11 protein-coding genes are annotated in these 13,359 nt (G+C 41.3%); 7 read left to right on the top strand and 4 right to left on the bottom strand.

Features of this window, described 5'->3' with window-relative positions; genetic code table 11:
- Positions 1-267 carry a YeaC family protein gene (locus AY606_RS02910; RefSeq protein WP_067864534.1) on the top strand — a complete coding sequence of 89 codons (267 nt, stop codon included), beginning with the start codon at positions 1-3 and terminating at the stop codon, positions 265-267.
- A 237-nt stretch (positions 268-504) separates the two neighbouring features.
- Here the strand turns inward: AY606_RS02910 and AY606_RS02905 are convergent, their stop codons facing one another.
- Positions 505-1,509, bottom strand: a complete 1,005-nt coding sequence (locus AY606_RS02905; RefSeq protein WP_067864394.1) for a glycosyl transferase family protein — start codon at positions 1,507-1,509, stop codon at positions 505-507.
- 424 nt (positions 1,510-1,933) lie between these two features.
- Between AY606_RS02905 and AY606_RS02900 the strand changes: the two genes are divergently transcribed.
- A complete protein-coding gene (locus AY606_RS02900; protein WP_067864393.1) occupies positions 1,934-3,277 on the top strand; it encodes a dicarboxylate/amino acid:cation symporter in 1,344 nt (447 codons plus the stop codon).
- A 150-nt stretch (positions 3,278-3,427) separates the two neighbouring features.
- Positions 3,428-4,570 (top strand): acyl-CoA dehydrogenase family protein, encoded by a 1,143-nt coding sequence (locus AY606_RS02895; protein ID WP_067864390.1) that lies wholly within the window; start codon positions 3,428-3,430, stop codon positions 4,568-4,570.
- 34 nt (positions 4,571-4,604) lie between these two features.
- Here AY606_RS02895 and AY606_RS02890 read toward each other — a convergent pair whose 3' ends face one another.
- Both AY606_RS02890 and AY606_RS02885 read right to left on the bottom strand, forming a co-directional pair.
- Positions 4,605-5,123 (bottom strand): type 1 glutamine amidotransferase domain-containing protein, encoded by a 519-nt coding sequence (locus AY606_RS02890; RefSeq protein WP_067864387.1) that lies wholly within the window; start codon positions 5,121-5,123, stop codon positions 4,605-4,607.
- A gap of 144 nt (positions 5,124-5,267) precedes the next feature.
- Positions 5,268-6,989 (bottom strand): long-chain-fatty-acid--CoA ligase, encoded by a 1,722-nt coding sequence (locus AY606_RS02885; RefSeq protein WP_067864385.1) that lies wholly within the window; start codon positions 6,987-6,989, stop codon positions 5,268-5,270.
- Between the two features lie 455 nt (positions 6,990-7,444).
- On the opposite strand from AY606_RS02885, the gene pheA reads away from it, so the two are divergent.
- The 4 genes from pheA (at position 7,445) to AY606_RS02865 (ending at position 12,478) form a co-directional block, all read left to right on the top strand.
- Complete coding sequence (gene pheA / locus AY606_RS02880; protein ID WP_067864382.1) at positions 7,445-8,554, top strand: prephenate dehydratase; 1,110 nt, start codon at positions 7,445-7,447, stop codon at positions 8,552-8,554.
- Positions 8,555-8,634: 80 nt separating this feature from the next.
- Positions 8,635-9,741 (top strand): histidinol-phosphate transaminase, encoded by a 1,107-nt coding sequence (gene hisC / locus AY606_RS02875; RefSeq protein WP_067864379.1) that lies wholly within the window; start codon positions 8,635-8,637, stop codon positions 9,739-9,741.
- Positions 9,742-9,744: 3 nt separating this feature from the next.
- A complete protein-coding gene (locus tag AY606_RS02870; RefSeq protein ID WP_067864376.1) occupies positions 9,745-11,991 on the top strand; it encodes a bifunctional prephenate dehydrogenase/3-phosphoshikimate 1-carboxyvinyltransferase in 2,247 nt (748 codons plus the stop codon).
- A gap of 109 nt (positions 11,992-12,100) precedes the next feature.
- Positions 12,101-12,478: a hypothetical protein gene (locus tag AY606_RS02865; RefSeq protein ID WP_067864372.1), complete on the top strand. Its 378-nt coding sequence runs from the start codon at positions 12,101-12,103 to the stop codon at positions 12,476-12,478.
- A 163-nt stretch (positions 12,479-12,641) separates the two neighbouring features.
- Here the strand turns inward: AY606_RS02865 and AY606_RS02860 are convergent, their stop codons facing one another.
- Positions 12,642-13,082 carry a DUF2147 domain-containing protein gene (locus AY606_RS02860; RefSeq protein WP_067864369.1) on the bottom strand — a complete coding sequence of 147 codons (441 nt, stop codon included), beginning with the start codon at positions 13,080-13,082 and terminating at the stop codon, positions 12,642-12,644.
- Positions 13,083-13,359: the final 277 nt, after the last annotated feature.

Below are 13,359 nucleotides of genomic sequence, written 5' to 3'. Positions count from 1 at the left end.
ATGAATATTGAACAAATGCTGGCCGTACTCGATCCTGAAATTGTTTCGCGTTTAAAAACAGCAGTAGAAATTGGTAAATGGCCTAACGGTATTGCATTAACGGCTGAACAGCGTCAAACCTGTATGCAAGCAGTATATGCATGGGAAATGAAAAATTTACCTGAGTCTGAACGCAGCGGATATATTGACCGTGGCACCAAAGAAGAAGATGAACATTGTGATTCGCATGTTGAAGAACCTGAGTTCAAACCGATTCGTTTTGTTTAAATATTTATTGGTAGATATAAAAAAAAGACACTGTGGTGTCTTTTTTTATATCTTGATTCTTTTGAAGGGTACGATGGTGTCTAACCGTTGAAACATGTTTCAAATGGCATCATCACAAAACTCGATGAATGTTGTCATCTAATGAATGTTTTGCAGAACCATTTTATTCCCTGAACACTTGCTTCGAACAATTGCGAAGGGTGTTGTCGCCTCTCAAATAGAATAATAGGCAGCAAATTAGCTTTTTGGCTTACGATTTGCCCAAAGCTCTTTCGCTTTTAACATTGCCTCTTCAAAAGAATCACAAGCGCCCATGGTATATAACGCAATCCCCATAGTTTCAGTGACTGCAATTTCACCGTACTCATGACTTTGCTGGCCTTCCCAAACGGCTTTAAAAACTGCTAAATCCAGTTCTTCTTCAATCGGGCTACGGTTTACAGTCAGTTTTGGTAATTCGTGTTCGTACAGCTCGCCATTTTTAATCCCACAGATTAAAGTTTTCGCATCAGGGTTACGTTCAAATTCTCCACCTTCACCTTTAATTACTGCACTATTTTTATAACCGAGTTTAAAAGCCGCTTGTTGATGTGACGCTCGATATGCAGGATGGAAGATCGCTTGCATGGTGGCTTTGGCATTGAAAGGATTAATTAAACGGGCAAGGGTGTGAATGGGTGAACGTAAACCCATAATGTTACGTAAGGCAATCAAGTCACTTAAGATGGGTGAAATCGCTTCTAAAGGAATATAGGCAAAATTGCGTTGTTGTAATTGTTGTTCTACATCTGTGTCATTTTGGCAAATCGCATAACCAAGGTATTCCAATACCTGCTCGGTATAAAGACGGTTAATAGTATGACCCGATGCACCATGCATCACCACTTTATAACCCTGTTGGGCCAAAGTCAGGGCAGCCAATAAAAACCATGGATAATGCTTGCGCTTACCTGCATAGGATGACCAATCTAAATCGACGTCCAGGTTTTTAAAATTAAGTTGATCACGGGTGGCTTGCACAAAACCCGCCAGCTCATCTACAGATTCTTCTTTAACACGTAACAGCATTAAAAAAGCACCGAGCTGAACATCCAAGACTTCATCTTTTAAGATCATGCTAAAGGCTTGATAGGCTTCATCATAACTGAGTGAACGCGCGCCATTTTTTCCTTTACCCACAATACGGACATATTGGGCAAAAGGATGTTCAAAATCTTTATAGATGTTTTTTTTGGTTTGCATAGGGCTAACTTTATGGGCAAGTAAAATAAGTATGCCGTTATTTTATAAAGTTGGCAGGAATATTTCCGACTAATTCAACTAAAACTTGGTGGGTTGGGTTTAGACCAAAGTCTAACAAGAAATAGGTGATTATTTAGTCTTATTAACAAATAAAGGAAAACAAAGGCGAAAGAATTAGGTAAAATTTAACCTAGGTTAGACTTTTGTTACATTTTAACCCTCCTGATCTAACAGTTTTGAATTTGGAAAAGTTCAGAATATCGTGATTTTAATCACATTTATAATACGTATTATTGTTCAGTATTGAATGAATTCAATGCTTTGGTGCTCTTTTGTTTGGCAAAAGGGTTTTGGGCTGTTTATTTTTTGAAAATAGACAAAAACTGAATATTTCTTATTTAGAAATATATCGTGAAGTAATGTCATGGCTAAAAAACCAATTTATAAGTCACTCTATTTTCAAGTGATTGTTGCCATTATTGCAGGTGTCCTCGTTGGTCATTTTTCACCAAGCGGAACGCAAATAATTAATGGTGCAGAACAATATGTTCCAGGCTTAGGTGAACAACTTAAACCTTTAGGTGATGCTTTTATTCGCTTGATTAAAATGATCATCGCGCCAGTAATCTTCTGTACAGTGGTCAGCGGTATTGCTGGTATGGAAAGCATGAAGTCAGTGGGTAAAACTGGTGGCGTTGCTTTACTTTACTTTGAAATTGTATCAACCATTGCCTTACTCATTGGTTTACTGGTAATTAATGTTGCCAAACCGGGTGTAGGCATGAACATTGATCCTGCATCTTTAGATACCTCGGGTATTTCTAAATATGTAGAATCAGGTGCTTCGCAGTCGACGCTTGATTTCTTTATGAATATCATCCCGAATACGGTGGTGGGTGCATTTGCTCAAGGTGAAATTCTACAAGTTTTGCTTTTCGCTATTCTGTTCGGTTTTGCGCTGCATAAACTCGGTGATGCCGGTAAACCAGTATTGAAACTGGTCGATCAAATTGCCCATGTATTCTTCAATATCGTAAACATGATTATGAAGTTAGCGCCGATTGGTGCGTTTGGTGCAATGGCATTTACCATTGGTAAATACGGTATTGGTTCACTGGCACAGTTGGCACAGTTAATCATCTGTTTCTACATTACCTGCCTGCTGTTTATTTTCCTGGTGTTAGGAACCATTGCGCGTATCTCAGGCTTTAGCATCATGAAAATGATTCGCCTGATTCGTGAAGAGCTGCTGATTGTACTCGGTACCTCATCTTCAGAATCCGTATTGCCACGTATGTTGAAAAAGCTTGAACTTGCGGGTGCGGAAAAGTCAGTGGTGGGTCTGGTCATTCCAACAGGTTATTCATTTAATCTGGATGGTACTTCTATTTATTTGACCATGGCAGCAATCTTTATTGCACAAGCCACCAATACCCCCTTAGATATTGAACATCAAATTACATTACTTGTAGTGTTGTTGATTTCTTCTAAAGGTGCTGCTGGTGTAACCGGTTCTGGCTTTATTGTGATGGCTGCGACTTTGTCTGCGGTAGGCCATATTCCAGTTGCAGGCCTAGCATTGATTCTGGGTATTGACCGTTTCATGTCAGAAGCCCGTGCCTTGACCAACTTGGTCGGTAACTCTTTGGCAACTTTGGTGGTTGCAAAATGGGTCGGTCAACTTGATAAAGACAAGCTTGATTATGCATTAGCAAATCCGAGTGAAATTGATAACCTGATGGAAGAAGAAGTTAAGCCGCAGGCTTAATTTTCTTTGACTCTAAAAAGGAAGCTCCGGCTTCCTTTTTTATTGACCCAAAAGTCATGAAATAGGGGGACTATAGAACATGACAGATCTTTATAAAATGAATAGGATGGGGAGAGGAATAAATACAACAACCACATACAAGGATGCTATATGTTGGCTTATGATGCAGATTTAGAACTGTTTCGCGATAACTTTAAACGTTTTATGAATGAGCATGTTGCACCTCATTATGAACAGTGGGAGCAAGAAGGCATTATGCCGCGTTCGATCTGGAATGCATTAGGCGAAAATGGTTTCTTGTGTGTCGATGTACCTGAAGAATATGGTGGTTATGGGGTTCCAACGCATTATTCACTGATGCTGGTTGAAGAATCTGCACGCGCAGGATTTAGCGCATTATCGACCGGTATTTCATGTCACTCTGAAATTGCAGCACCATATATTTTGCATATAGGTACGGAAGAACAAAAAAAATACTGGTTACCGAAAATGGTTTCTGGTGAAGTGGTCGGTGCGATTGGCATGACTGAACCGGGAGCCGGTTCAGACTTGCAAGCTATGCGTAGTAATGCCATTTTGCAGGGCGATCATTACCTTTTAAATGGTTCGAAAACCTTTATTTCAAATGGTCAACATGCAGATTTAGTGGTATTGGCCGCAAAAACTGACCCGCAAGCACGTGCAAAAGGGGTGTCCTTATTGCTCCTCGATACGCATCTGGAAGGTTTTAAAAAGGGCAGCAACCTAAACAAAATTGGTTTGCATTCACAAGATACCTCCGAATTATTCTTTGATAATATCCAAGTGCCGAAGGATCAATTACTGGGTCAGCCGGGTCAAGGTTTCGCCTATTTAATGCAAGAATTACCACGCGAACGTACTGCGATTGCTTCAACAGCCATTGGTGCGATTCGCGGTTCAATTGATGTCACTGTCGCTTATGTAAAAGAGCGTCAAGCTTTTGGTCAGCCCATTAGTCAATTTCAAAATACTCGCTTCGTACTTGCACAGGCAAAAATTGATGAATTGGCAACAGCCGCGTTTTATAACCAGAATATTGAACTCTACATGCAAGGTAAACTTGATGTAGAAACTGCTGCTGCATTAAAAAGTTTTGCAACGGATATGCAAATGAAAATTGCCGATAACCTGTTACAACTGTTCGGTGGCTATGGCTATATGACTGAATATCCAATTTCACGGTTCTTTGTCGATGCCCGTATTCAGCGTATTTACGGTGGGACCAATGAAATTATGAAAGAGATTGTTGCGCGCAGTATATTGGGGCGTTAATCCATGAAATAACAAAGAGCCAGATGGCTCTTTGTTATTGACTCAAGACCATCAGGCTTTCTTCGATAAAGGCGGGTAAATCTTCAGGCGAACGTGAAGAGATATACAGATTATTGTCATTCACGACTCCTACGTCGTAATACACCGCGCCAGCATTGACCAGATCAGTGGCGAACATTTTAAGCGTGGTCATTAATCTCCCTTTAACGACTTTAGCGCTGATCAGTAGCTGTGGATTGTGACAAATACTCATAATAGGCTTTTTGGCATGGGCAAAGTTACGTATAAAATCGACAAAACGCGCATCTCCGCACAGGCGGTCAGGGGAATGACCACCGGGGATAAGTAAGGCATCAAAATCATGCACTGAAACATCATCAATACTTTGGTCGATGGTCACTGCAGATTTACGTTTATGACCGTAGACAATATTGCCCGCTCTATTTTCAACGTTCAAAACACTATGACGGGCGGCACGAAAGGCCTGTACAGGTTCTGAATATTCCATATCCTCAAAATCATGAGTCACTAAAACGGCGATTCTTTTTGACATTATTATTCTCCGAATTGCTTTATTAAACGACTATAGAGGAAACATTAAATTTTTGTGATGCAGTTTGGTAAAGGACTATTGCAAAAGAAAAAGCCCCAAATATAGGGCTTTTGAGCGAAATGTAAGTGCTGTAATGACTTGAGTCTAAGCGATATTTTGTTGTTGTTGTATTTGTCGAAGTTCGGCACGGAGGATTTTTCCGACCGTTGACTTTGGTAACTCGTTTAGTATCTCAATGAATTTTGGGACTTTGTAGGCGGTTAGGTTTTCTTTACAGTGTTTTAGAATGTGATCGCTTGAAAGGTTTGGGTTACTTGACGTAATAAAGGCTTTGACCGACTCTCCAGTTTGTTCATCTGGTATGCCAATCACTGCTGCCTCAATAACATCGGGATGTTCTGCCAGAATAGCCTCAATTTCATTGGGATAAACATTAAACCCTGAAACAATTACCATATCTTTCTTGCGGTCTAAAATATAACAAAAACCATCTTCATCCACTTTGGCAATATCGCCGGTATGTAACCAGCCGTCAACAAAAGTTTCTACCGTCTCGGTTGGGCGGTTTAAATACCCCAAGACAATTTGTGGACCTTTAATACATAGTTCACCTGCTTCACCCAAGGGAACATCCTGACCTTCTGCATTGACAATTTTAATGTCCGAACCTGGGAGTGGAAAACCGACCGAACCTTGGCGAATTTTACTGATCGGTGGATGCAGTAGTGCTGCACAGCTGGTTTCAGTCATGCCGAAACCTTCAATAATTGTTCCTACTTTGGCTTTCCAGTTTTCAGCCGTAGTAGGACGCAGTGCAGTTCCCCCTGAAATCGCACAGGTTAGTTTTGGGGGGTTCTGCACGAACCAGTCCTCTGCCAAAAGACCTGCATATAAAGTATCTACACCGGTTAGCCAGGTGACATTAAACTTCTCAAAAGCGGGTTTTAAATTGCTAACCGGGCGTGGTGATGGAATGAGCAGGTTATGTGAGCCACCCTCAAAGAACATCAGGAAATTCACGCTGAAAGCAAAAATATGGTATAGCGGAATAGCCGTTAAAATACAGTCCTGCTGATTAAATCCAGATTGATGTGCGCGTAAATAATCACCGGTAATTTTTACCAAAGATGCCACATTTTGATGACTGATCACCGCGCCTTTACTGCGTCCAGTGGTGCCGCCTGTATATTGATACAGAGCAATATCATATTGAATAGGAATGTATTGTTCTAAAGTTTTGCCAATGACTAACGCATCTGCGAAGGTGGCATATTCAATACTTGGTTTGAGTGAGCGACCTTGAGCTTCGGCATCTGCCTGCATTTTTTGTGCAATCATTCCTTTATAAGGTTCATCAAAAAACTCACTTAAACTTGCTGTGACCAGTGCGAGCGATTTAAGTTGAGGATTATTTTCAATTACTCGTTCAAAGGTCGCTAAAAATAAATCAGAAACGATTAGTGCTTTTGTACCACTGTCGGTCAATTGGTATTCAAGCTCACGAGCTGTATACAGTGGGTTGATATTGGTGATAATCAGTCCGGCTTTCCAGCATGCAAACACCGCAATCGGGTATTGCAAAGAATTTGGCATTTGCAATCCCACAACATCGCCTTTTTTAAGCTGAAGATGATGTTGTAAATAATTGGCAAAGGCCGTGGATAAATCATCAATTTCCTGAAAGGTTAAAGTCTTGCTTAAGCCAACGGGTAATACCACACTGAATGCAGGTGATTGAGAAAATTGCGCCGTGGTATGGGTGAGTAATTCTGCTAAATTGGAATGCACTTGCTCTGGCTGCAGCTGATAGCCATGGAGTGATGCAGGCAGATGTTTTTCCCAAGGGCGTTGTGCGTAATGGCTCATCTCATATCCTTAAATTTATCTTTTTAAATTGTTTTTGATTTTTTATGTCAGTCCTGACATTGACCTTTTAACATCGACTAAACAGGCATTTTTCGCAATGATCAATTCTGCCAATCGGTGAGATAGAAATCAAAAAATTAAGTAAAAAGCAATCAAGATTAAGCGCTTTAAAATATGAACTTATTCGCAAATGCCGATAAATTAATTTAACCCGATGACATAAAATTGCCATGTGTATTGTGTATTTAAAAATCTAGATTGGCCGCTTAACTTTGATTCAATTGGCAAAAATTCATCAATTTTAAATATTCCTGGCAAAAACGTGAAGGATAAAATTGCTGATCAAATCAACTGTATGTTTTTAAGACTGAATCAATCAAAGTCTTATTGCGTAACATTTGAAAGCTAACTATTGTTATACTGTTTGCATAATGTTTTCGAAGGGCGACATAACAATGATCCATGACGATCAAAACACAAAGACTTCTCTTGACCTTGCTCAAATTCGTGAGGATATTGACTCTGTAGATCAGCAGATTCAACAACTTATTAATCGTCGAGCGAAATTGGCAGAAGCAGTGGCAAAAGCAAAATTTGCTTCTGAAGAGAATCCAATGTTTTACCGTCCTGAACGTGAAGCGCAAGTTTTACGTAATGTTATGCAGCGTAATGAAGGTCCTTTATCTGATGTGACCATGGCGCGTTTATTCCGCGAAATCATGTCAGCTTGCTTGGCGCTTGAAGCTCCGCAAAGTATTGCATTCTTGGGTCCTGTCGGCACTTTTACTCATTCAGCAGTGCTTAAACATTTTGGGCAAGATGCTATTGTTCGTCCACTTCCCACCATTGATGAAGTATTCCGTGAAGTCGAAGCAGGGAGTGCCCATTATGGTCTGGTGCCGGTAGAAAACTCATCTGAAGGTGTGGTCAACCATACTTTAGACTGTTTTAAAGCCTCGCATCTAAATGTAATTGGTGAAGTTGAATTGCGTATTCATCACCAATTTTTAGTGTCATCCAATACCCGTAAAGACAGCATCAAACAGATTTATGCCCATCAGCAAACCCTGGCACAATGCCGTGGCTGGCTAGATGCACATTATCCGGGTGTTGAACGTGTTGCCCTGAGTTCAAATGCCGAAGCAGCACGCCGTATTCGCAATGAATGGCATTCAGCCGCAATCGCGTCTGATGTAGCGGCAAGTATTTATGACTTGGAGATTTTTCACAGCAACATCGAAGATAATCCGGAAAATACTACGCGTTTCTTGGTGATTGGCCGTGAAAAAGTGCCGCCAAGTGGCAATGACAAAACCTCTTTACTCATTTCTGCACATGACCGTGCCGGTGCATTACTTGAAATTTTGGCACCCTTTGCCAAACACAACATTAGTCTAACCAGTATTGAAACTCGTCCGGCTTTACCGGAAAAATGGGCTTATGTTTTCTTTATTGATTTAGAAGGTCATGTAGAGCAAGAAAACGTCAAAGCGGCGCTTGAAGAAATTCGTCCGCTAGTCAAAGAAGTTCGAGTCTTGGGATCTTACCCAATTGCAGTATTGTAAATTTTTCCCTGAAAAGCGGTGGTCAATTTTTGCATTGAAGTTGACCCCCATTTATCACTTGAAATAACTGGAAGAGTAACATGTCGTTTGTCCCTGCCAATGAAGGCATCTCAAAGTTAAAGCCTTATCAACCAGGTAAACCCATTAGTGAACTTGAGCGTGAGTTGGGGATTACTGATATCGTCAAATTGGCCTCGAATGAAAATCCATTGGGCTGTTCTGACAAAGTCAAACAAGCTGTAGCGGCTGAATTGACAGAAATCGGACGATATCCGGACGGTGGCGGTTTTATCTTAAAAGACCAGATTCAGTCACAATTTGGGGTGACTGCTGAGCGTATTACTTTGGGTAATGGTTCAAACGACTTGCTTGAAATGTTTGCCCGTGCATTTGTTTCTTCAAGCGATTCTGTGGTGTATAGCCAACATGCGTTTGCGGTATATGCTTTGGTGACTCAGGCGATTAATGCAGAAGCGATTGAAGTGCCGGCAAAAGGCTTTGCCCATGACTTGGATGCCATGGCAGCAGCAATTAAAGACAATACCAAACTGGTGTTTATTGCCAATCCAAACAATCCGACCGGAACCTGGTTTGAAGAAGCTGAATTTGATGCTTTCATGCAAAAAGTTCCAGCCAATGTAATTGTGGTACTGGACGAAGCTTATGTCGAATATTTCCCTGAAAACTTCAACAGCCTGAAATTCCTTGAGCAATATTCAAATATTATCGTCAGCCGTACCTTGTCTAAATGTTATGGTCTGGCTGCACTGCGTGTGGGTTTTGCACTGGCATCGGCAGAAGTAACTGATTACCTGAACCGTATTCGTCAGCCATTTAACGTCAATCATCTTGCAATGGTGGCTGCTGTGGCCGCACTCAAAGATGAAGATTTTATTGAGCAATCGCGTGTTGTTAATAAAGCGGGTATGAAGCAGCTTGAACAAGGTTTTGCTGCGCTGGGTTTAAATTATGTGCCTTCACGCGCCAACTTTATTCTGGTCGATGTGCAAGCGGACTCTGTGCAGACTTTTAATGCATTGCTCAAAGAAGGCGTAATTGTGCGTCCTGTCGGTATTCCAAATCATCTTCGTGTATCGATTGGTACTGAAGCTGAAAATGCCAAGTTCTTGACAGCACTTGCCAAAGTATTGGATTTGACCAGCAGTGCGGTAGAGGAAAAAGCTTAAGCCATGTCTCAGCCACTGTTTGAAAAAGTTGCCTTTATTGGACTTGGGCTGATTGGCTCAAGTCTGGCTCGTGTGATGATTGCTGAAAAACTGGCAAAGCAGATTGTTGCCTCTACACGTTCGCAAAAAACGCTGGATGATGCAAAAGCACTGGGTTTGATTCAGGAAGGCTATAGCAATCCTGTTGATGCCGTGCAAGGCGCGGATCTGGTGGTTTTAGCTTTGCCTGTTCGTGCAACGAAAAAAGTGCTGGAAACTATCAAGCCTTATTTGTCAGCTAAAACCATCATTACCGATGTGGGCAGTACCAAAGGTAATGTCGTGGATGCTGCAAAAGCGGTATATGGTGAGAACCTGCCTGCAGGTTTTGTACCGGGGCATCCGATTGCAGGCGCAGAACATACCGGTGTGCATGCCGGTAAGGTCGATTTATTTGCCAACCATAAAGTTATTTTGACACCGCTTCCAAGCAGTGGTGACTGGGCCGTGGATAAATTGGTTCAACTGTGGCAAGCGGCAAAGGCAGAAGTGATTTGTATGGATGTCGACAAGCACGATGAAGTGCTGGCCCATACCAGCCATCTTCCGCATTTAATGGCATTTAACCTGGTTGAGCAACTGGCCAACCGTGAAGATAATCTCGACATTTTTCGTTATGCTGCCGGGGGCTTCCGCGATTTTTCGCGCATTGCCGCCAGTGATCCACAAATGTGGCATGACATTTTTTTTGCCAATAAAAAAGCAATTTTAAATGCGGTAGATGGATTTGAACAGCAACTGACTCAAATCCGCAAACTGATTGAAAATGAAGATTCCAAAGCATTGATAGGATTGCTTGAACATGCCCAAGCGGCACGTCAGCATTTTAATCACATGCTTTCTAAGAAACCTTTGATGGAGAACGATAAAGTGACACAACAATTTACCATTTTGCCGGGTGCTAAAAAATTTCAGGGTAAATTTACCGTGCCAGGTGACAAATCTGTGTCGCATCGCTCCATCATGTTTGGTGCGATTGCTGAAGGTACCACACATGTGACCGGTTTTTTGGAAGGTGAAGATGCTTTAGCAACGCTTCAGGCATTTCGTGATATGGGCGTTAGCATTGAAGGGCCTAAAAATGGTGAAGTGACGATTCATGGCGTCGGTATGAATGGTTTAAAAGCACCTGCAAGTGCCTTATATATGGGTAACTCGGGTACTTCTATGCGCCTGCTTTCAGGCATGTTGTGTGCACAGAAGTTTGATTCTGTCATGACCGGTGATGCGTCGCTGTCTAAACGGCCTATGGAGCGTATTGCTAAACCTTTACGTGAAATGGGTGCGCAGATTCAAACCACAGGTGAACGTGGTACACCGCCAGTTTCAATCACGGGCAGCCAAAACCTTCAAGGTATCCACTACGATTTGCCTATGGCATCCGCTCAGGTAAAATCAGGAATTTTGTTGGCGGGTCTTTGGGCAAATGGTGAAACTTCGGTGACTGAACCAGAACCAACCCGTGATCACTCTGAACGTATGCTTCGTGCATTCGGTTATGAGGTAAAAACAGAAGGTAACCGCATTTCACTGCAAGGTGGTGGAAAACTTGTAGCGACTGAAATTCAAGTACCGTCCGATATTTCATCTGCTGCGTTCTTTATGGTTGGTGCAGCCATTACCGAAGGTTCTGATGTTACTTTAGAAGCGGTAGGGATTAACCCGACCCGTACTGGTGTGATTGAAATTCTGAAACAAATGGGTGCAGATTTAACGGTAGAAAATGAACGTATTGCTGGTGGTGAGCCAATTGCAGATATTCGTATCAAAGGCTCGCGTACTTTAAAAGGCATTCATATGCCGGAAGATCAGGTGCCATTGGCGATTGATGAATTTCCGGCACTCTTTATCGCGGCTGCATGTGCAGAAGGTCAAACCATTTTGACCGGTGCTGCCGAGCTTCGCGTGAAAGAGTCAGATCGTATTCAGGTGATGGCTGATGGTTTGCAAACTATGGGCATTGACTGCACACCAACTAACGATGGCATCATTATTGAAGGTAAAGGTAAATCAGGTGACTGGTCTGCAATTTTCACTGGCGGTGAAATAGAATCACATCATGATCATCGTATTGCCATGAGTTTTAGTATGGCAGGCTTGCGTACCTCAGGTGAAATCAAAATTGTTGGTACAGAAACGGTAGCCACCAGTTTCCCCAGCTTCACTGAATTGACCAATCAAGCCGGATTAGAGATTCTAGTGAGTGAATAATTAGTCTAATGTTGTGTATTTTTTAGATGACAGCCAAGCTTTTGCTTGGCTGTTTTGTTTTTATTGCTTATGCTAAAACCATATAACAAGAATGCCTTTGGATATAGAGATGAGAAAATTACAATTTACTGCAAACTGTGAAAAGCATAACCATGTGTCTCAGCAGTCCAATGATTGTCATGTGACTCAGGAATATGTTGCCGATCTTTTATCGAAAGAATTGGGGCAATATGGTTTTCAAACTTTGTCACAAAGTGGTGATCAGGTTGCTGTCAGTGTAGACAATCAGTCTTTGCCTTTATCAGTCACTTGCCAGAGTCATGATGCAGAGGGGCATTTAGTCTGTGAAATTACGTCATATCCAGATGAAGAGCAGGATTGGCTAGATCGGATCACCGAACAAAGTTTATTGAATCAGTTGGCGCAAGCGGTAGAAAATACATTAAAAGAAGATGAATCTTTTAGTGGCTTCAAATGGAAGGGTTGATTTGAATTTTCAGTTTAAAACTTAAAAGTGGCAGATAAAATCATGTGTGATATCTGCCAATTTTTTATTTGAGATAAGCAATGTGCAATGTCAAATAAATTAATAATATAAAGCAATAATTTTAAGTAAAACTGACTATGAATATTACATTTTTATTGGCATTTTATTCCACACGGAGCCAAGTTTGGCTGCGTCCAACGGCAGAAACACCCATATAGCCGCGGAGAAATAATTTTTTCCCAGTAGCATTCAGTTTGCCTTTAAGTTTGTAGATTTTCCCTGAGACAGGATCGATAATTTTTCCATCAGTATAGTTAACTTGGTCGACAGACTTTAATTTGCTAATGACTTGCATGCCAATAATAGGCTGGTTGGTATAGGGTGCAGGGCAGTTAGTACAAAATTCTTTAGGGGTATAGCCCTGACGAGGAGTGACTTTGAGTACCTTAGCTGCGTATGTGCCATCGACTTGCTGCTCAATTTTAACCAAACCCTTGGCTTCACCTGTTTTATCATCCATATAGCGCCAAATGCCTTCAATATTTTGTGCCATAGCTGAAGAATAGAACAAGCTAAGCGCAATAATCCCAAAAATATTTTTCATAATATCCCTTTAAAACAGCAATGAAATTTACCACTAAACAGGAGCCGCATCCGACTCATACAGTGATTATATTATTTATGGATTGTGTTATGAATTGCAAAAAAGTTTAAGTATTCAGGTGTTTAGTGTTTTTTATATGATTGAAATAGAGGACGTAATTTACTGAAAATAAGAGAAGTAATGTTTTTTTTAAGAAATTTGTGAGGTATGTTTTCAGTGGGAAAGAAGTTCGGTATAAAGCTTTTGCTTTTTTAGACACGAAGCAAAAGACTCAGAA

It is taken from the genome of Acinetobacter sp. SFB, assembly GCF_001647545.1.
Classification (GTDB): domain Bacteria; phylum Pseudomonadota; class Gammaproteobacteria; order Pseudomonadales; family Moraxellaceae; genus Acinetobacter.
The sequence above is the reverse complement of the archived record's forward strand: the minus strand, read 5'-3'. Positions and strand labels throughout refer to the sequence as shown.

What these genes read in the sequence shown, in the direction of transcription:
- AY606_RS02910 (WP_067864534.1), top strand. Translation starts at nt 1, where the DNA reads ATGAATATTGAACAAATGCTGGCCGTACTCGATCCTGAAATTGTTTCG.
- AY606_RS02905 (WP_067864394.1), bottom strand. Translation starts at nt 1,509, where the DNA reads ATGCAAACCAAAAAAAACATCTATAAAGATTTTGAACATCCTTTTGCC.
- AY606_RS02900 (WP_067864393.1), top strand. Translation starts at nt 1,934, where the DNA reads ATGGCTAAAAAACCAATTTATAAGTCACTCTATTTTCAAGTGATTGTT.
- AY606_RS02895 (WP_067864390.1), top strand. Translation starts at nt 3,428, where the DNA reads ATGTTGGCTTATGATGCAGATTTAGAACTGTTTCGCGATAACTTTAAA.
- AY606_RS02890 (WP_067864387.1), bottom strand. Translation starts at nt 5,123, where the DNA reads ATGTCAAAAAGAATCGCCGTTTTAGTGACTCATGATTTTGAGGATATG.
- AY606_RS02885 (WP_067864385.1), bottom strand. Translation starts at nt 6,989, where the DNA reads ATGAGCCATTACGCACAACGCCCTTGGGAAAAACATCTGCCTGCATCA.
- pheA (WP_067864382.1), top strand. Translation starts at nt 7,445, where the DNA reads ATGATCCATGACGATCAAAACACAAAGACTTCTCTTGACCTTGCTCAA.
- hisC (WP_067864379.1), top strand. Translation starts at nt 8,635, where the DNA reads ATGTCGTTTGTCCCTGCCAATGAAGGCATCTCAAAGTTAAAGCCTTAT.
- AY606_RS02870 (WP_067864376.1), top strand. Translation starts at nt 9,745, where the DNA reads ATGTCTCAGCCACTGTTTGAAAAAGTTGCCTTTATTGGACTTGGGCTG.
- AY606_RS02865 (WP_067864372.1), top strand. Translation starts at nt 12,101, where the DNA reads ATGAGAAAATTACAATTTACTGCAAACTGTGAAAAGCATAACCATGTG.
- AY606_RS02860 (WP_067864369.1), bottom strand. Translation starts at nt 13,082, where the DNA reads ATGAAAAATATTTTTGGGATTATTGCGCTTAGCTTGTTCTATTCTTCA.